17 protein-coding genes are annotated in these 19,727 nt (G+C 43.6%); 11 read left to right on the plus strand and 6 right to left on the minus strand.

Going from position 1 to position 19,727, the window contains the following annotated elements; all coding sequences use genetic code 11:
* Window positions 1-109 precede the first annotated feature (109 nt).
* Genes F9802_RS09905 through F9802_RS09915 form a run of 3 tightly spaced genes read right to left on the minus strand, consistent with a single transcriptional unit; the run spans window position 110 to window position 3,547 of the window.
* Entirely contained in the window at window positions 110-1,852 is a 1,743-nt protein-coding gene (locus F9802_RS09905; RefSeq protein WP_152151463.1) for a CocE/NonD family hydrolase, read from the minus strand.
* Between the two features lie 19 nt (window positions 1,853-1,871).
* Window positions 1,872-3,362, minus strand: a complete 1,491-nt coding sequence (locus F9802_RS09910; protein ID WP_152151465.1) for a sodium:solute symporter family protein — start codon at window positions 3,360-3,362, stop codon at window positions 1,872-1,874.
* Complete coding sequence (locus tag F9802_RS09915; protein ID WP_152151467.1) at window positions 3,359-3,547, minus strand: DUF3311 domain-containing protein; 189 nt, start codon at window positions 3,545-3,547, stop codon at window positions 3,359-3,361. Before F9802_RS09915 ends, F9802_RS09910 begins: the two co-directional genes overlap by 4 nt.
* An 864-nt stretch (window positions 3,548-4,411) precedes the next feature.
* Between F9802_RS09915 and F9802_RS09920 the strand changes: the two genes are divergently transcribed.
* The 7 genes from F9802_RS09920 (at window position 4,412) to F9802_RS09950 (ending at window position 11,511) form a co-directional block, all read left to right on the plus strand.
* Window positions 4,412-5,305 (plus strand): BKACE family enzyme, encoded by an 894-nt coding sequence (locus tag F9802_RS09920; protein WP_152151470.1) that lies wholly within the window; start codon window positions 4,412-4,414, stop codon window positions 5,303-5,305.
* Window positions 5,306-6,280, plus strand: a complete 975-nt coding sequence (locus tag F9802_RS09925) for a 3-hydroxyacyl-CoA dehydrogenase NAD-binding domain-containing protein (protein WP_152151471.1) — start codon at window positions 5,306-5,308, stop codon at window positions 6,278-6,280.
* Window positions 6,281-6,297: 17 nt separating this feature from the next.
* The gene (locus F9802_RS09930; protein WP_152151473.1) at window positions 6,298-6,777 is read left to right on the plus strand and encodes a thioesterase family protein; all 480 of its coding nucleotides are present in this window, start codon (window positions 6,298-6,300) and stop codon (window positions 6,775-6,777) included.
* A 156-nt stretch (window positions 6,778-6,933) separates the two neighbouring features.
* On the plus strand, window positions 6,934-7,410 hold the full coding sequence (locus F9802_RS09935) for a thioesterase family protein (RefSeq protein ID WP_404799161.1): 477 nt from the start codon (window positions 6,934-6,936) through the stop codon (window positions 7,408-7,410).
* Between the two features lie 346 nt (window positions 7,411-7,756).
* A complete protein-coding gene (locus F9802_RS09940) occupies window positions 7,757-9,871 on the plus strand; it encodes a BglG family transcription antiterminator (RefSeq protein WP_152151477.1) in 2,115 nt (704 codons plus the stop codon).
* A gap of 12 nt (window positions 9,872-9,883) precedes the next feature.
* A complete protein-coding gene (locus F9802_RS09945; protein WP_152151479.1) occupies window positions 9,884-10,150 on the plus strand; it encodes a PTS sugar transporter subunit IIB in 267 nt (88 codons plus the stop codon).
* A 98-nt stretch (window positions 10,151-10,248) separates the two neighbouring features.
* Window positions 10,249-11,511: a PTS ascorbate transporter subunit IIC gene (locus F9802_RS09950; RefSeq protein WP_152151481.1), complete on the plus strand. Its 1,263-nt coding sequence runs from the start codon at window positions 10,249-10,251 to the stop codon at window positions 11,509-11,511.
* 319 nt (window positions 11,512-11,830) lie between these two features.
* Here F9802_RS09950 and F9802_RS09955 read toward each other — a convergent pair whose 3' ends face one another.
* On the minus strand, window positions 11,831-13,324 hold the full coding sequence (locus F9802_RS09955) for an APC family permease (protein WP_152151483.1): 1,494 nt from the start codon (window positions 13,322-13,324) through the stop codon (window positions 11,831-11,833).
* Window positions 13,325-14,019: 695 nt separating this feature from the next.
* Here F9802_RS09955 and F9802_RS19630 point away from each other — a divergent pair.
* From F9802_RS19630 to F9802_RS09970, 4 genes are all read left to right on the plus strand, one after another.
* On the plus strand, window positions 14,020-14,160 hold the full coding sequence (locus F9802_RS19630) for a hypothetical protein (RefSeq protein ID WP_191991851.1): 141 nt from the start codon (window positions 14,020-14,022) through the stop codon (window positions 14,158-14,160).
* Between the two features lie 163 nt (window positions 14,161-14,323).
* Window positions 14,324-14,644: a YbjQ family protein gene (locus tag F9802_RS09960; protein ID WP_152151485.1), complete on the plus strand. Its 321-nt coding sequence runs from the start codon at window positions 14,324-14,326 to the stop codon at window positions 14,642-14,644.
* Between the two features lie 5 nt (window positions 14,645-14,649).
* Complete coding sequence (locus tag F9802_RS09965) at window positions 14,650-14,883, plus strand: hypothetical protein (RefSeq protein WP_225435282.1); 234 nt, start codon at window positions 14,650-14,652, stop codon at window positions 14,881-14,883.
* A gap of 216 nt (window positions 14,884-15,099) precedes the next feature.
* Window positions 15,100-16,419: a Na+/H+ antiporter NhaC family protein gene (locus tag F9802_RS09970; protein ID WP_152151487.1), complete on the plus strand. Its 1,320-nt coding sequence runs from the start codon at window positions 15,100-15,102 to the stop codon at window positions 16,417-16,419.
* 83 nt (window positions 16,420-16,502) lie between these two features.
* Here the strand turns inward: F9802_RS09970 and F9802_RS09975 are convergent, their stop codons facing one another.
* On the minus strand, window positions 16,503-17,783 hold the full coding sequence (locus F9802_RS09975; RefSeq protein ID WP_225435286.1) for an Nramp family divalent metal transporter: 1,281 nt from the start codon (window positions 17,781-17,783) through the stop codon (window positions 16,503-16,505).
* A 307-nt stretch (window positions 17,784-18,090) separates the two neighbouring features.
* Window positions 18,091-19,689, minus strand: coding sequence for a gamma-glutamyltransferase (ggt, locus tag F9802_RS09980; protein ID WP_152151489.1), 1,599 nt, complete (start codon window positions 19,687-19,689; stop codon window positions 18,091-18,093).
* Between the last annotated feature and the right edge of the window lie 38 nt (window positions 19,690-19,727).

Raw genomic sequence — 19,727 nt, forward strand, 5'->3', positions numbered from 1 at the left:
CAATAAGTAACTTTTTTAAAAATTGTATACCGTAAAGTTGTCCTCGTTACAAAAAATATCCGCGGCCGTGAAAATAGGACCGCGGATTGTACGATTGTTTCTTAACATTCTACTTTGGAATGATGGGCAGCAATATGTACGACGGATATTCTTCGTTGTGATAAATCGTTTGATTGGCCGGTACATACTCCTTACCGTCCACCATCGTTTGTCCATTATTAAAATTAACATCAAAACGCGGAAAGCTGCTGGACGAAATCTCCACTCTTATTTGATGACCGGGCAGGAACACGTTAGCCGTTGCCCACAAGTCAATCTCGTACTTAATCACTTGACCCTGAATGCTTTCCTCTTCTTTTTTAAAGCCGTTTCGATAAGTTGACCGGACGATTCCGTCTGTTAAGTTATAGGCGGTGCCATCAGGAAACACATCTACGAGCTTCGCTGTAAAATCAGTCGCGGCCGCATCTGTTTTTGCATAAAGGATGACTTTCACCGGACCGGTCACTTCTACCGCTTCTTGTAACACCGCGCTCGTATAAACGAGTATATCTTCTCTTTCCTCTACTTTCCTTTGGTCGACCGGACCAATGCATTGTACTTGATCAAAAAGAGTACCTCCCCCTGTTGTTGGGACGGGGCTAGCTGGATCAAATGTGAACTGATCTGTCTGCTCTCCTTCTGGCAAATCTACAGAAAGCTCCCCGTCTCCGAATCTTGTATTCGCTCTTCCTTGACTGTGAAAATAGTAAGGAATAAAATCTGTTTGCGCAAGCGGCCAACTGTCTTCTTCCCGCCACTCGTTCGTTCCCATGACGAATAGCTTCACCGGCTTTTCATTCATGATATTCGTGTCTTTCTCTTTCAGCCAATAATCAAACCAGCGTATATGCACATTTGTTAAATCTTCCTTATAATCGATCCAGTCTTCCGATGCGTGCAAGCCGAACTTTCTTTCACCGATCTGCGAACGAAAATCACCGTGCGCCCACGGACCGATGATCAGCTTTTGCGGCTGATCAAGCGACTTTTTTCCATTCGTATAGTTTTCAATCGTCGGCCCGAGCAGACCATCATACCAGCCGCCCATGTGATAAGCGGGCACAGTGATCTTTTTCAATTTATCGATTCCTAATGAAATCTCATCCCAAATTTTATCTTCCAAGCCGCATTCCAGCAATTCATAAAAATAGTCAGCGACGCCAAGCTCCTTTAACGGCGGCCATTCTGTCAACGGACTATATTTATACAAATCTTCAATATGATCAATCGCTTCCGCTAACTGGCGCATTTTCTGTTTGTATTCTTCCGGATCTTTATACTTGCGCTTTATTTGATCAGGCGCTATCGATTCCAATGCCCATGTCAGTGACAATCCTAGCCCGTACGCACCATTTTGATAAAAGCTCCCGGCCCGCAAATCGTTAAATGTCTGGGCAGGAAAGATGGCTTTTAAATGAGGCGGGTTTTCTGCGGCTGCAAGCAGCTGCGTAAATCCGTAATAGGAAAGCCCGAACATCCCTACTTTCCCATTAGAATAAGGCAGCTTGGCGGCCCACTCCACCGCTTCATATCCATCATTTCCTTCATATTTAAAAGGAAAGAACTCACCTTCCGATGCGAATCGGCCTCTCACGTCCTGAACAATGACGACATACCCATTTTGCACAAACCTGTTCGTATCCAAATAGCGGTGTGAATACAATGGAAGATTTTTGTTATAAGGCAGGCGGGTCAACAAGACAGGGTGCTGCTCGTCATCGTCCGGCCGGTACACGTCCGCGTATAAAATCGTTCCATCACTCAATTGGCAAGGTACATCTTTTTCTAATAAAATGTTGATTGTTTTCATTTTACGCAGTTCCCTTTCTTTAGCTGCTCATCTTTTGTTCTTCTAAATCACGATCAGCTTCTTGAATAGATACTTGGACTTTGTTTGTAAAAACACTGACGGTAAGCATGATGACTGCATTGATCGTGATGGCAACGATTCCGATGTCAAGATCTTGAATAAATGAAGGTGCCGACGGGAATAGTGTAGCCATCGTTGCCTCTGTCAGCGTTAAGTACGCAACTAACGCCACTCCGACAACCATTCCGGCGGAAGCGCCCGCTTTACTCACAGGATTTTTCTTCATTAAACTGAATACGAGCGGCGGGAATAACTGCAGCACAAAGCTATAAGCCATCGTGAGCAGCGCAAGCATCGTATTTCCGCCAAAAAATGTAAAGAATAAGGAAACGAAAGAGACGATTGGAACAAAAATACGCGTTAATTTAGCGATTTGTTCATTCGATGTGTTAGGCCTCACTGCTTTGTAAATGTTTTTCGACAAAATAGTAGCTGCCGTCAATATTAACATCGAGCAAGGAACAAGAGCGGCAAGCAGTCCAGCTGCTCCGACAACGCCGACAAACCAAGGCGGAAGCGCTTCTTTGGCGATTTTAAACAAAGCAAGATCGGCATTTGCCCCTTGTAAATTCGGTATTTGCAAAACAGCGGTAAAACCGATAAACAGAATAAACACAAGAACAATTTGATACAAAGGTAAAATTGCCGCGTTTTTCCGTAAGGCGGATTCATTTTGAGAAGATAAACTGGCCCCGAAACAATGCGGCCACATATACTGACCTAGAGCAATAATTAAACAAAGGGAAATATACCATGAGATACTTAATCCTTCGTCCTGAAGCAATAAGAATCCTGGTTTGGTCGCTTCCAATGTTTCAAACATCGGTTGGATGCCGCCAAAGTAATGAAGCGGCAAATAAATGCCTAAAAACAGAATAACGACAAGCATAAGAATATCTTTTAAAACAGCGGCCGACGCCGATCCATGGATGCCTGACACGTAAACGAAAATAGTGACAGCAATCATGCCGATCCAAACGGCAATCGTTGGAGAAATCATTCCGTACGATGCTTCGGAAACGATAATCTGGAAGCCCTTTAATTGTAAAACGATGTAAGGAATCATTGAAATAACGCCAATTACTGCTACCAGCAGTCCTAGTGATTTACTCTGGTACTTTTTTGCAAAAAAATCAGATTGTGTCAGCAAATTATGTTTTTTCGCATAGCGCCAAATCGGAGGTAAAATCCAGAATGGAATGATATAAGTTAAAGCACAAAAAATATAAATGGTAGGACCGCCCATTCTATAAGCCGCTCCACTCGCACCAAGAAACACAAACGTCGAGAACATCTCTCCGGCCATTAAGACAAACATGATGAAAGCACCGAAATTCCGCTCCGCAACGGCCCATTGCTCAAGCTTCATCTCCTGCCCTTTTCGCGCACGGATGCCCAAATAAAAAGCCAAAGCCAAAGTCGCTCCGATAATTAAAATTGAGCTATTCATTCATTCTCCCCCTCTCTTTCATAAATCACGCTGCTAATATACAGACAAACAGATGTTAAAATTAGCCACGCCGCCGCCCAAAAAACAATAAATGGCAGACCTAATATGTAAGGCTCCACACGATTGATCACTGTTAATGAACCAATCGCTGGGATAATGCTAAGCAACACAACAAGCTTCTTCATTTGTAAATTCCTCCTTTTTTAGATGGCCATGTCTCCACTTTTTTGAAAGCGCTTTACTCAAAAGACAAATGGCTTTTTCAACTCTTTATACACACTGAATCCAATGATAAGCAGCTTACTTTTGAAAACACCGACTTGTCCGCTGCACTGCCTAGTTTTACATTTCCATAACGTCCTAATGCAAGCCATAACGCAAGAACAAAAGTGCCTTGATCAGTTCCCGACAAACACAAGACGAGCCTCACGGAAAGGTGTTCTTTACCTTTCTGGGACTTTCTTGTGACCTCGAGGAGCTAGGCGCTGGAGCTGGACGCCATAAATATCCAGCCGAATGTTGAGGTGAATAATTGGATGATGTGATTGACCGCTTATAATCCTGCTTCCAGCTTGGCTACCGGCGGTACGAGAAGAAGTATAAGATTGATAATGGGGGCCAAAATATGGAATGGTCAGTTTTACTACTCATTTAATTCCTCCTAGGATTTCTTCATTTTTTTCTTTACTGCTCATATTTCCATCTAAATTTAAGCATAGTAAAACCGTATACTATAATTTGCACAATATAAAGTTTATAAATTGTACAAATTTTATGATATTTACGTAAAATATTTATTGTACAAAGTTCACAAGCTTTCATCCTTACGTTTTCTCTATCATCCTCCCATATACTCCTTAACATGTCTTTTTGACCTGCAGAAGATGTATGTTATGGTTTTGTGAGTGAACGAAGAAAGTAGTCAATGAAATACTGACTGAACTAAACAATGGACAGATTACTATGACTGGATCCAGCGTTAAGTTGAATTCTTTGAGAGCGGAGAAATTTTCGATCACGTACATAAAAATAAACTGGAGGTTACACATATGAATAAACAAGTTATTTTATCTTGCGCAGTAACTGGAGCCGGCGACACAGCTTCGAAAAGCCCTCACGTACCCGTTACACCAAAAGAAATTGCTGAATCATCCATCAAAGCGGCAAAAGCAGGGGCCACGATCGTCCATCTTCACGTCCGCGACCCTGAAACTCGTCAATTAAGCCATGATGTCAACTTATATAAAGAAACAGTAGAAAGAATACGGGAAGCGGATATAGACGTCATTATTAATATTACAGCCGGCGGCGGAGGCGACTGGATTCCGAGCGAAGAGGATCCAACCCGGGGCGGCGAAGGAACAGATATGCAAACACCTGAAGAACGCCATGAGCCTATCGGCGAACTGCTTCCTGAAATCTGTACGCTCGATTGCGGCAGCATGAATTTTGGCGACCAAATTTACATAAGTCCTTCCGACTGGCTGAGAAGACAAGCCCGCCTTATTCAACAAAGCGGTGTAAAGCCTGAGCTGGAATGCTTTGATACTGGTCATTTGCGTTTTGCCAATCAATTAATTAAAGAAGGATTGATCGACGGCGATCCCCTCTTCCAATTTTGTCTCGGCATTCCGTGGGGAGCAGCGGCTGATGCGGAAACAATCGCTTATATGAAAAACCGGATTCCAGAAAACGGTCACTGGGCTGCATTCGGCATCGGCCAAATGCAAATGCCGATTGTCGCGCACTCCGTTCTACAAGGCGGAAACGTCCGTGTAGGTTTGGAAGACAACCTTTACTTAAAAAAAGGCACACTCGCAACGAACGAACAGCTCGTCGACAAAGCTGTAAATATCGTACAAAGCCTTGGCAGTGAAATCATGTCTCCACAAGATGCCCGTGAAAAGTTAAATCTTAAAAATCCACACGGGAAGGCGCTATAAATGACAGATAACCAATCAACGGAAATCAAACATATTACAGTTGTCGGCACAGGTGTGATTGGAAATGGATGGATTACACGATTTTTAGCGAACGGGTATACAGTCACCGCGTCTGATCCCGCTCCAGATGCAGAGCAGAACATGCGTGACGCCGTCGAACGGGCTTGGCCTGTCATGCAAAAAGTCGGTTTACATAAAGACGCTTCCCTCGAGAAACTTTTTTTCGAAACTGATTTAAAAAAAGCAGTAGCTGAAGCCGATTTTATCCAGGAAAATGTTCCAGAACGGGAAGAACTCAAACGTTTTGTCATTGCAGAAATTGATGAGCACACCAAACAGGAAGCCATTATCGCCTCCAGCACATCAGGCATTTTGCCAAGTGTTCTCCAACAGGACTGTCTCCGGCATCCTGAACGCGTCATGGTTGGCCATCCGTTTAACCCCGTTTATTTAATGCCGCTCGTCGAAATCGTCGGCGGCAAACAGACAGATCCGTTCCTGATTGAAAAAGCGAGGGTTTTTTATGACAGCATCCAAATGAAGCCGCTCGTCGTAAAGCAAGAAATTGAAGGGCATATCGCTGACCGGTTAATGGAGGCCATTTGGCGAGAATCTCTTCATATCGTTAATGATGGCGTCGCAACGACAGAAGAAATTGATGCTTCTATCATTTATGGACCTGGGCTGCGCTGGGCATTAATGGGGCCATTTTTAACTTTGCACATGGGCGGCGGAAAAGAAGGCATGCGCCATTTGCTGCGACAGTTTGGCCCGGCATTAAAGCTGCCGTGGACGAAGCTTGAAGCACCTGAATTAACCGATGAATTAGCGGAAAAAGTCATTACCGGCTGCGAGCAGCAAACAGAAGGAATCCCAATGGATAAACTTGAACAGCGCCGGGATGAATTTTTAATCGAACTGCAGCAGCTTTTACAAAAATATTGGCCCAGTGCCAACTTGAACGGCAAATTATAATTATGGAGGTGGGACAAATGACAAACACACTGACCGTCTTAAAAGACCGCGTGCGTAAAGAATGGCTTGACTACAACGGGCACATGAACGATGCCGAATATGTCCGTGCATTCAGCTGGGCTGTTGACGGATTCATGGATGAAATCGGCATTACAGAAACATTCCGCAGCGAGACGCAGTACACGATCTTTACGCTCGAGAATCACGTCTGCTACTTAGCTGAAATGACACCGGACGAGCCGCTCGAAGTAACGGCTCAAATCATAGACTGGGACGAAAAGCGTGTTCATTTGTTTTTCGAACTGTACGGCGACGACGGAAAACGGGCCGCTACGAGCGAGCAAATGATCATGGGCATGGACCAGCAATCCGGCCGCCCTGCTCCCTTCCCGGACGAAATTTTCCAGAAAGTGGACTCATTAGCGAAAGAACACACCTCCTTGCCGGCACCGAAAGAAGTGGGCCGGGTTATCGGAATTAAGAAAAAAAGCAAATAATTATAGATGAGAAAAACGTGCACCCCCCGGGAGATGCACGTTTTTTCATAAAAAAATCTGCCTTAATTCAAGTATGATGTATGATAACATGATAACTATAATTGAATGTTCCAACTACTTTTATCTAGATTAGAAGTATTAGAGAGGATGCTGAAATTGAACGAAAACTGGATGATCCTTAAAGATCATGTGCGGGAAGAATGGCTCGATTATAACGGTCATATGAATGATGCTGAGTATGCGCGTGCATTCAGCTGGGCGGGATTCCGCTGGATGGAAGATGTCGGTTTTAACGATGATTTCCGAAAAAAGCATCAATACACGATTTTCACGCTGGAAAGTCATATTTGCTATTTGGCGGAAATGAATCGGAACGAGCCTTTCGAAGTGTCTCTGCAGCTGCTCGATTATGATGAAAAGCGTGTCCATTTTTTCTTTGTGTTATTTGGCGAAGATGGAAAACGGGCAGCGACGTGTGAGCAAATGCTCATCGGCATCGACCAGAACATCCGCCGCCCTGCCCCATTTCCTGCTGAACTTTTTGAAAAAATCGAATCACTCGGCAAGCGGCAAGCAGACCTTCCTCAACCGAAAGAAGCGGGCCGGGAGATCGGGATTCGGAGAAAGAATTAATTAACGAAAAAGAAACTGTCCCGGAAGCTAGTGTGAATCACTGACTTTTGGGATCTTTTTTATCACTCTAATGGAACTCCACGAGATAAATCACTCATCTGTATCTTCCCTGCTTCCCTATCTTTTTATTAAAATGGTCCGTTTATCAGTCTAATTGAAAAACCCCAACAAGTCCGGTTATTGCAAACTCTCTCCTTCAACATTCGGACTTATTTTTCCTTCATACATCCGTATAATAGAGTTACAAGCAATCTTCCGAAAGGTTATTCATCCAATCTTTGCAAATACTATATTTTGTGGGAGTATGAAAAGTAAGGGATGAAGCTTTACGGAAAGGAGTGCGCCAATGACTCTTGATCAGCGCAGTATTGCTATTTTAAATAAGGTGATTCATTCAGAAGCATATGTGACACCGGCCGTCCTGATGGAAGAACTGAATGTATCGAAGCGAACCATTTATTATGATGTGGACAAAATTAATGACTGGTTAACAGTCAACGGCCTGCCGCCGATGCAATACGTTCGCTCAGCCGGCTTTTATGTAAGCAAGGAAGCACAAAGTCAGATTAAAGAGGAATTACAGAAGCTAAATAAGGAAAGGCATTATGAGTTTTCCCCGCGCGAACGCATCGCCTGGATGGCCATTTTGATTTTAACGCGAGGGCAAAAAATCATCCTTCAAGATTTATTGAACAAATTAAACGTCAGCCGCAGCACGCTGCTCGCAGATATCCGCCAGTTAAAAAATGAGCTGCATCCTTTTCAAGTCACGCTTCAATTTCAGCGCAGGGAAGGTTATTTCATTTCAGGCAGCGAGCAAAACAAGCGGCAAGTCCTTACACATTTTTTATCCGAAGTTCTGGCATTCAAAGATTGGCAAGATATCATGCCCGATGTACAGCTCGGTACATTTGAAGATAAAAATGCCGCTCGCGGGCTCTTCAATCAAACGGAGATGGACAGAATTCATGGCATCCTTGCTGATTCTGAACAAATCGTCGGTGTCCGTTATACAGATGAAGTCATTCAAACGCTAAGTTTGCATTTGCTGCTTTTGATTAACCGGTTGACAAGAGGAAAACACGTACAAATGGATACGGTTGAAAAAGACGTGATCAAGGAGTCGGCTGAATATGAAGCGGCATGCCTAATTGGCAGAGCAATTGAAGATGCTTACTCTGTTTCTATGCCTGAAGACGAAATTTTTTATGTCGCCACCTATTTGCTTGGGGCAAAAATTTCCTCTTACGAACCATTGGAATCGGAGAATCTGGATACCGTTTATCTAAAAAGTATCATTACTCGAATGGTCGATGACTTTCAAACGTATGCCTGTCTTGTTTTTGACAAGCGGGCGGAACTAGAACAGAACTTATTCATTCATTTAAAGCCTGCTTATTTCCGAATTAAATACGGAATAGAACCTGCGAACCCGCTAACAGAATCGATAAAATCTAAGTATCATGATTTATTCGTATTAACGAAAAAAGTCGTTCATCACTTCGAGTATATGCTCGGCAAGACGATTTCTGATGAAGAAGTCGCTTATATTACGATGCATTTCGGCGGCTGGCTTGATAAAGAAGGCGTGAAAGTACAAAGGCGAAAAAAAGCCGTCGTCGTGTGTGCAAGCGGCATCGGCACGTCAAGAATTTTACAAAAGCAAATAGAAGACCTTCTCCCTTCCACCGATGTCACAGCAGCATTTTCTGTCAGGGAGTATGAAAAAGCCGATCTTGCTGGCATTGATTTTGTTATTTCAACGACACCAGTTGCTGACAAGGGCCGTCCGCTTTATATCGTCAATCCGATTTTAAGCCATGCAGAAAAAACGACTTTGCTTAAGCATATCGAGTCAACGTCTGCGGGCGAGAAAACTGAAAACTTGTATGCATTACTATCCATTATTAAAAAGCATGCCGACGTGCAAAGCGAACAAGCATTAATGGAGGAGTTAAAAACTTATTTTCAAGCGAAACAAGAATCAGAAAGCGAGGTGCGAAGAAAACCGATGCTAAACGAACTTATTACGGAAGATAAAATTCAATTAGCCGATCAAGCAGCGAGCTGGGAAGAAGCCATTCGAACCGCTTCAGCTCCCTTATTGGCTGATCAGTCTATTACAGAACTTTACGTTGAGGCTATGATCAACAATGTGAATACTCTCGGCCCTTATGTCGTCATTGCACCAAAGATCGCCCTTCCCCATGCCCGCCCTGAAGAAGGCGTGAATAAAATTGGCATGAGTTTCTTACAATTGAAAGAAAGCTGTGCTTTTTCGGAGAAAGAAGAGCATCAAGTGAACTTATTATTTGTCTTGGCCGCGGTTGATAATGAAAGCCATATAAAGGCTCTTTCCCAGTTGTCGACTATGCTGTCAAATGAGGAAAATATCCACCGTTTAATGAAGGCAGAGTCTGTCTCTCAAGTGCTGGATGTTATTAATCAATACTCAAAATAGGAGGAATTACAAATGAAAAAAATTCTAGTTGTTTGCGGAAATGGATTAGGAAGCAGTTTTATCGTGGAAATGAATGTGAAAACAATTTTAAGCCAAATGGGTGTGGAAGCAGAAGTATCACATACCGATTTAACAACTGCTAAGTCAGAACAAGCGGACCTTTACCTTGGTTCAAAAGATTTGATTTCACAGCTTGAAGATGGCACCAAAAACATTGTCGGCTTAACGAATATTTTAGATCAAAATGAATTAAAAGCTGCACTTGAAGCGAATCTGTAAGAATAAATAAAGAAGCAGGCCTAGTCACGGCCTGCTTCCTAATGAAATGTAACCGAATAAACGCGTGTTTATTCAATTAATTTTAAGGAGGGCTATAAATGCTTGATTTTCTTATGAATGACGTGCTGGGTACGCCTGCGATCTTAATCGGATTGTTCGCTCTATTAGGCCTTCTCCTTCAAAAGAAAGGAGTTGCCGATGTCATCTCCGGAACGTTAAAAACAATTATGGGGTTCTTAATTCTCGGGGGAGGCGCCAGTATTTTAGTGGCTTCTTTAGACATTTTCTCAAAAATGTTTGAAAAAGCGTTTCATATCGAAGGGATTATTCCAAATAATGAAGCCATTGTAGCGATCGCACAGCAGACACTCGGCAAGGAAACGGCCATGATTATGCTGTTTGGGATGGTCGTCAATATTATCATTGCCCGCTTTACGCCATTTAAATATATTTTCTTAACTGGTCATCATACTTTATTCATGGCGTGCTTAATTTCTGCAGTATTTGCATCAGGCGGCATTACTGGTGTGCCGCTTATTATTATCGGTTCCATTATTTTAGGCGCATTAATGGTGTTCTTGCCAGCGATTTTGCAGCCTTACGTTCGCGAAATTACCGGCAATGACACGATAGCGGTTGGCCACTTCGGATCAATCGGCTACTTTACTGCCGGATTTATCGGCAAGCGTATCGGAGATAAATCTAAAACGACGGAAGAAATCAAAGTGCCTAAATCACTCGGCTTTCTTCGTGACACATCCGTGGCTATGTCGCTGACGATGTCTATCCTCTTCTTAGTCGTCGCTCCTTTTGCCGGCAAAAGCTATATTGAAGCTGAATTAAGCGGCGGCGTCAACTTTATCGTTTTCTCATTTATGCAAGCGATCACATTCGCTGCTGGCGTATATGTCATTCTTGCTGGTGTACGCATGCTCATCGCTGAAATCGTTCCTGCTTTTAAAGGCATTGCCGATAAAATCGTGAAAGATGCTAAACCTGCGCTTGACTGTCCAGCCGTGTTCCCTTTTGCTCCTAACGCTGTCATCATCGGTTTTTTATGCAGCTTTGTGGCTGGATTAATTTCCATGTTCCTCGTGCCTTTATTCGGTTTGAAAGTGATCGTACCAGGCCTGATCCCGCATTTCTTTACGGGAGCGGCAGCGGGTGTTTTTGGTAACGCAACAGGCGGAAGACGCGGAGCTGTCATTGGGGCTTTAGCCAATGGACTATTAATTTCCTTCCTGCCAGCCTTGCTTCTTCCTCTTCTCGGCTCACTTGGATTTGAAGGAACAACGTTTGGAGATTCTGACTTCGGAGTCGTCGGTATATTATTAAGCTATTTGATTCAGCTATTTTCTTAATTACTATTCTTTAAAATAAGAAAACCAATTCCCACATACAAAAAATATTGTATGACGGGAATTGGTTTTTTATTTTGGCTGTTTTCGTAAAATTTGCTGCTATTAGAGAAGGGGTGGTTGATTTCCGCTCCAGGATGCTCGCTTTCCGCGGGGCGGGCGGTGAGCCTCCTCGTCGCTTTGCTCCTGCGGGGTCTCACCTGTCCCGCTAATCCCGCAGGAGTCTCGCACCTTCCGCTCTAATCAACCCTTTTGCTACACTTTTTGTCATAAGAATATACTACAAAAACAACAATCTTTTAGAAAACAGCCTTTATTTTAGTTAAGGAGCCACTTTTTCATCTGCATCAGCCGGAGCTTGATGGTTAAACCCATCCGCTAAATGGCTATGTTCACCTAAGATGTAATAATCGAGCGTCTTTTTCGGAATTTGTTTAAATGACTTTCCGCGCACCATGTAGAACACAACACCGATGGCGAGCCAAATGAGTAAAGCAATCCAAGATTGTACGCCCATGAATGCCGGTGATCCCGGAATGGCCAACAGCCCAACGAAGACGAGACTTGCAATGGAACCAAGCAGGCTGCAAAACTTCCGTCCCGGTGAAACAGCTCCCTCCATTACACTGTCGTCCCCTGACCATTTGAAAAACTTAAAGGCAGCGAAACAAGTGTAAAAGTACGCAACGGCCACACCGATAGATGCCATATCGACAATCCATAAAAGCACTTGTCTGCCGAACCATGGAGCGGCTAAACAAATAACGAGAGTAAAAATAATACCTGCATAAGGTGTTCTGTATTTCGGATGAAGCTTTCCAAACACATCGGGCAAAATTTTCGCGCGGGCCATCGCAAACAGCAGGCGGCTTGCGGATACGTAGAATCCATTCAGGCCAGTAAAGATCCCCATACAAATGGCGATTGCCAGCACGGCTAATCCAAGGCTGCCAAAGTGGCCGGAAACAACATCTCCTGTTCCCCAAATAGATTGCTTCGCGACGAGATCCTGCCACGGCATCGCAACAGCTGTAAACATAATATTCGCCACATAAATCAATGTCGCAATGATCAGTGCCCACACAATAAGCATAAATGCTTTTTTCGCAGGGAAATCAAACTCTTCCGCGGACTGCGGCACGTTGTCAAAGCCGACAAAAGCAAATGGAGCAATGGCTACAATCGTTAAAATCGCGGACAAAGCAGGAATTTCTGGGTTGAATGCCGGCTGCAAGTTAGAGAAGGATGAGTCAGGATGCGTAAACATGCCGAGTGCCAGCGCCGCCACACCTAATACGAGTACGACACAGAAGATAAACTGCAGCCGTCCCGAGAAAGACGCCCCGCGAATGTTCAGCCAGGCAAACACAAATAAGGCGATGGTCGCAATGACCACTTCGGTAAAATACACGTCCCAGCCGGCGATATTGTACATTTGCCCTTGCATCGCCACTTTCGGAATCGTAAACTTAAACAGCAGTGCCATAGCGGACGCGTTCAAGGCAACAATGCTCATATACCCTAACACTAAAAACCATCCGCAAATATAAGCGTGCACCCTTCCAAAGCCGAGATACGCATAGGCAAACTCTCCTCCGGATACCGGAAAGTGCCTAATCAAAAACCCATAGCTGACTGCGATAATAATCATGAGAAGCCCGCCGACCCCAAACCCGATCGCTGCCCCGAGCGGTCCCGGTTTCGCCATCCAGTCTGCCGGAAGGACAAAGCTCCCCCATCCGATTGCCGAACCTAAGGCAATCGCCCAGACCCAATGCGGCTTCAACGTCTTGTCCAACTGCGTTCTTTCTTCCATGCAAAAAACCTCCCTATCTATAAGTAATTAAGCTCAAATAAGAGAGGTTAGTCTGATAGAAGCCGTAACCGTCCCTAAGAGCATAATCCCAGCAAGTAATTACTCAGAAAAATATAAATATTCTGAAAAACAAGCACGCACTCTTCTTAGGATCGGCACTGCTGCATCTAATGATTGAACGAAGTGATTGCTTTGTAGCCACGCTCGTACCATTTTCCTTATCCTTTACTATATTACAATTTTTGTCCAACCAACTATTTAACATTTAAATGAGTGTTATTAAATAGTTATATAAGTGAAATTAAACACGCTAAAAGGAACTTTCTTAAAAGCGCCGGCAGCGCCACTTTTATTTTATCACCGTGCGGCGTGCACACTCCATTGGTTCTTGTGCATAAATTTAATGCGAGGGTGCAAAAATTCGTGTTACTCGTGCACAATGCCCGGCGGCCTGTGCATAAGTCTGTTTGCCGGGCATATTGCGATAGTAATTGTGAAGAAAACTCCACTAACCTATGCACAACTCGGCGCCGCTCCACTTTGCTTATTTTACCCAACTGAAAAAAGCACCTGCATATGAGCAGATGCTTTTTCAACAAAGGGGATATGTGAACATCTTTTCCAACTTTCGATAGTTGTATGCATCAATAACCAAAAAAGTAAAAAAGCCCTTGCTGTTGTAAGCGCTTTCCTATATGCTGAATATAGGATGGACAGCAACAGTGGCTGTCATGTTATCTGGCGCAGGCGGGGCCGATATCGCTGCAAACGAAGAAAACTGCATCATTTGTACTTTAAATGCAAATGATGCATGCAAAAACAATCATGTTCGGTGAAGTCTTCACTGATTAAAAAAAAGCGCTAAAGGAGAAACCATTCCTTTAGCGCTTCTTTGTGGCTGAATTATATTAACTGTATCTGCAAAATGACAGTCATATAAGAAACAATGTAGAATAAGAAAAGATAGAAACGTATTTTTTAATAAGGAGTGGGGCGAATATGATTATCGTAACAACAGAGAACATTGCCAACTATAAAATTACCGAAGTTAAAGGGCCCGTGTTTGGGCTGACAGTGAGAGCGCGGGGCATTGGCAAAGACATTGTCGCTTCGTTAAAAGGACTTGTCGGCGGAGAAATTAACCAGTACACAGAAATGCTGGAAGATGCGCGGAAGCAGGCAATCGACCGCATGGTGCAAAATGCAAAAGCGATGGGCGCCAACGCGATTATTATGATGCGCTTTGACTCAGGGGAAATCGGCCAAAACATGAGCGAAATTGTCGCTTACGGAACCGCCGTCATCGCGGAACAGGAATAAAGCTGATGCTGGAATGGATTATCGGTTTTTACGGCTTGCAGCTGATCGTTCTCATCATCCTGATCATCGGCTCGTGGTTCATTTGGGACCGCCGCTTTAAAACGAAGCATGGCCAACACGTGCCAGAAGGGTTCGTCCGCACGAAAGAAGTATCGATTGACCCGACGACAAAGAAAAAACTCGTCGTTTACATGCATCCTGATACCGGAGAGCGTTTTTATAAGGAAGAAGAAAAATAAGGCAACAACAAAAACTCCGGGCTTCCATGTTGGAAAACCGGAGTTTTATTTGCAGTGGTTTTAATGAATACGCCAGGGTGTCCGCGGGTGAATGATGCTTGGCCCTTTTTTGTTCAGAAAAACTTCCTTTCTTCCAAAAGATGATTGACAATTCTGTCATCGAGGTTTACTATCTTTATAACCAATCGGAATGATAAGAATTGAGAGGTAAATAGGATGAATGATAATTCAAAAGGAAATCCATTAGCTTTGCTGCCGCTCGTTGTCTTTTTATCTATATTTATCGGCAGCGGAATAATCACAGGTAATTTTAAATCTGTTCCAATCATTGTTGCGGTTTTGATAGCCGCTGGAGCAGCACTGGTCATGAACAGAAAAAAACCTTTCTCAGAAAAAATGGATGTGTTTTGTAAAGGAGCCGGCCATCCGAATATTATGTTAATGGCTGTTATTTTTATTTTAGCAGGTGCATTCTCTGCAACAGCCAATGGGATGGGTGCGGTCGAATCGACTGTCAATCTGGCTCTGACGATACTTCCGCATAACTTATTAATAGTAGGAATCTTTTTTATCGCCTGCTTTATTTCCCTTTCAATGGGCACATCAACGGGAACGGTTGTTGCTTTGGCGCCGATCGGGATCGGCATCAGCGCCCAGACCGATGTTTCGATCGCTCTTGCGATGGGTGCCGTTATTGGCGGCGCGATGTTTGGCGATAATTTATCGTTTATTTCTGATACAACGATCGCCGCTGTCAGAACACAGCAAACAAAAATGAAAGACAAGTTCAAAGTGAATTTCTTTATTGTCCTGCCGGCAGCGATTGTGACAGCCGTCATCTTATTTGTACTGACATCGGGAGTAGAAGGCACCGTGGATACGCATTCATACAATTTTGTTAAAATTCTTCCTTACTTAGCTGTATTAGTCGCTGCACTTGCCGGCGCCAACGTACTCGTTGTATTAGCCGGAGGGATTCTTTTATCCGGAATCATCGGATTTATCGACGGCAGCTACACCTTGCTTACCTTCTTGCAGGCAGTTGGTGAAGGGATTGGAAGTATGCAAAACCTCGCCATGCTCGCTATTTTAATTGGCGGGATGGTAGAAATCATTAAATATAACGGCGGACTCGATTTCTTGCTGCACACAGTCACGAAAAATGTTAAGTCAAAGCGCGGAGCACAATTCGGAATTGCCGGCCTTGTCGGATTAACGAATGTTTCAACAGCGAACAATACCGTTTCCATTATTATTGCCGGGCCGCTTGCTAAAAATATCGCTGACGAATACGAAGTTGACCCGAGAAAATCAGCGAGTATTTTAGACATTTTTGCCTGCACCGTCCAAGGGATGATTCCTTACGGCGGACAATTGATGGCTGCTTCCGGACTTGCTGCCATCTCGCCAGTCGCAATCATGCCTTATTCGTTTTACCCTGTCTTAACAGGCATCTGCGGTGTGCTGGCCATCGTTTTCAACTGGCCTAAATTAGCCTCAAAGCAGCACGCCAGCGCAAAGAAAAATGTTTCTTAATATTCTTACTGAACCATGAAAAACCCCGGAGAGAAAATAAATGTCTCTCCGGGGTTTTTCGTTGGCATAAGCACCTTTATTTTTTATAAAAACTCTATCACACCTAAAGCAACAAACACTACAATAATAAACACTAACGTGGCATTGTGAACCCATCCGTTTCGATAATCAGGCATTACCTTTTTCTTCGAGTTTAATAGCATGAGTAAGGTAATAGCGAGGAAAGGTAAAAACGCTGAGCCGAGTGCAGCATACAGCAACACTAAACCAACTGGCTTGTTAAATATCAATAGAAGCATAGATGGAAAAGTAAGCCACGCTAGAAACGCTCTATATGCAGGATCTTTTTCAGATACTGGTTTGGAATCATTCACTTTATCTGCATTCTTCTGCTTGATAACACGTACAAAATCCGCAAACAAGTAAGGGATCCCGCTCCATGATCCAATTAAAGAGCTGAATGCAGCTGCCCAGAAACCAATATTTAAAACGAATTGTGCCGTCGTTCCAAAATTCTGTCCATATAAGCCTAGAAAATCTTTCAGCCCTTCTGTGCCACTGAAAGCTACACCAGAACCATATAGAAAATGTGCCCCTATAATCATCATCGAGATAGAAAAAAGACCTGTAATGATATAAGCAATGGATGCATCCATCCGCATAGCAGGTATCCACGACTTGTCGTTCCATTCCCTTTCCCGTATCCAATACCCATAGGCTGCAAGTGCCATCGTTCCACCTACTCCTCCGACTAGACCGAGAACACGGAAAATGGAACCATCTGGAATTCTAAATACAAGCGCTTCGGTTGGAATATTAGCAAGGCCCGGTAAAATCACAATGGCAGAACCGACAACAGCCACAAACATGATTCCGATTAAAACGGTAATGACACGTTCAAATATTTTATATCTTCCGAACCAAATTAGGGCAAAACCTGCGACAGAATGGAGTATCGCCCACGCCCATAAAGGCATAATTGGAAACATCGTATACATGATAAGGCCGCATGCCGTGGCAATGGCTGCACCATAGATAAGCCCGAATAACGAGACGTAAACGAAGAAGTAACCCATTGTCCAATTTCCGAGTGATCGCCAGCCTTCTAAAATGGTCTGCCCTGTAGCTAAGGTCCACCTACCGACACCTTCTGTAAGCATGTACTTAAAAAAGACGCCAATGAAAACCGCCCATGCAAGGGATATTCCGAAATCGGCACCAGCAACGATAGCCGTAACAAGGTCCCCTGCTCCGACTCCAGTAGCCGCCAAAACAATACCAGGCCCTACGACAGCAAACTTACTCCTTTTCTTGGCAGGTTGTACCGCGGCAGTAGTGGCTTCCGTAACATACTTTTTTTCCACTATATTTCCTCCCCATTGATTAAAGGCAGTCACTCATTTAGTTTCCATAAGACTAAATGAGTAAGTGCCCTTCTCATTTTTTTCTTTGAAACAGAAATGTTTGAGTGTGACTTCTCAAAGAAGGAATTGCTCTTATGTCGTTTATCTTATTGGTTGAAACCGACGACTGACATATGCAATAAAGAGAATGTTGTATGTTTTCCTGCCATAGATAGAGAAAGTAAGTGAGCATTAATGATTAGCCTGTTCCTTCATTAACTTTTTTATATTTATTCATTTTCGTTAGAAGCATTATTAGATAACTAGTTTAATAACCGATGGCACAGCCATCTTTTCGAGGGTCCGATCCCCCTTGCAGCATATTTGTTTTTGGATCGATAAGAATTCCTTGATAACCTCCGAAGTAATCCAAGCCAGAGGTGACAACATGACCTTTTTCCATCAATTCCAACCTTGTTTTACTTGAGATTTCTGATTCTAAAGCTAATCCATTTGCGGAATGACGAAAACGAGGGGACTCTCCGGCTTCTTGAACATTCATGCCATATTCCAAATGGTTAAGTAATACTTGAACCTGGCCTTGCGGCTGCATATCCCCGCCCATTACACCAAAAGAAAAATAAGGTTTTTCATCTTTCATTACAAGGGCAGGAATAATCGTGTGGAGCGTTCTTTTTCCTGGTTCTAATGTATTTAAATGGCTTTCTTCCAGAGAAAATCCTACCGCTCTATTTTGTAAAAACACACCTGTCTCCCCCGCAACCACTCCTGATCCAAAAGGAGTAAATAAGCTATTAATAAACGATATAACATTTCGATCTTTATCTACTACCGATAAATAAACGGTATCCCCTACCAGCTCAAAGCCAGGGCTTTCATTCGTCATCGGGTGTAACCTGTCAATTTGCTGGCTGCGGCTCAGTGCATACTGCTTGCACAGCATTTTTTCTACTGGTACAGGAGCAAAATCAGGATCAGCAATAAAACAGTCGCGATCAGCATAAGCAAACTTTTTTACTTCAGTAAGAAGATGAATATACTCGGAAGAATTGTGCTCTACATTTTTAAAGTCGAAGTTTTCGAGAATATTAAGCATCGACAGCGTGGCTACCCCTTGTCCATTTGGGGGAAGCTGATAAACATCATGGCCCCTGTAATTTGTTGAAATCGCTTCCACCCATGTTGATGAGTGTGCAGCTAAGTCCTCGTAACTAAGAAAGCCGCCTTGCTTTTCTACATACTCTGCAATTTCGCGGGCAATCTTTCCTTTATAAAAGGCATCCCTTCCTCCTTCGGCGATTGCTTTTAACGTATCGGCCAGTTTCGGGTTTTTAAAAATTTCCCCTTCTCTCGGTGCTCTTCCTTCTATCAAATAGTACTCGCTTGCTTCTTTATTTTGTTTTAATAGCGGTTCTGCCCGCCTCCATTGTGCCGCAATGATCTCAGAAACAGGGAAGCCCTTTTCAGCGTACTCAATGGCCGGCTGTAATACTTCAGCAAATGTCATCGTTCCATGCTTCTCTAAAACTTCAGCCCATCCATCTACAGTACCTGGAGTTGTGATTGATAAAATTCCTGTCTCCGGTACCTTCGTATATCCTTGTGACAAATAATAGTCTCTGCTTGATTTAAAAGGAGCACGGCCACTGCCATTTAAAGCCTCGACTCTTTTGTTCTTTTGATTGTAAATGAGTGCAAACATATCTCCTCCAAGTCCTGTCTGCATCGGCTCTACTACGGTCAGTACCGCTGCTGCTGCTATAGCCGCATCAAATGCATTCCCCCCTTGCTGTAAAATTTGCAGGCCGGTCATCGATGCTAACGGCTGGCTTGAGGCGGCCATACCATTTGGTGCATGAACAACTGAACGAGTAAGTGTCGGATTTCCAGCTGGACGATCTGCCATTCTTCTTCCCCCTATCTTATCAGATATCTGAAAATTCA

It is taken from the genome of Bacillus aerolatus (genome assembly GCF_009183655.1).
GTDB lineage: Bacteria > Bacillota > Bacilli > Bacillales > Domibacillaceae > Pseudobacillus > Pseudobacillus aerolatus.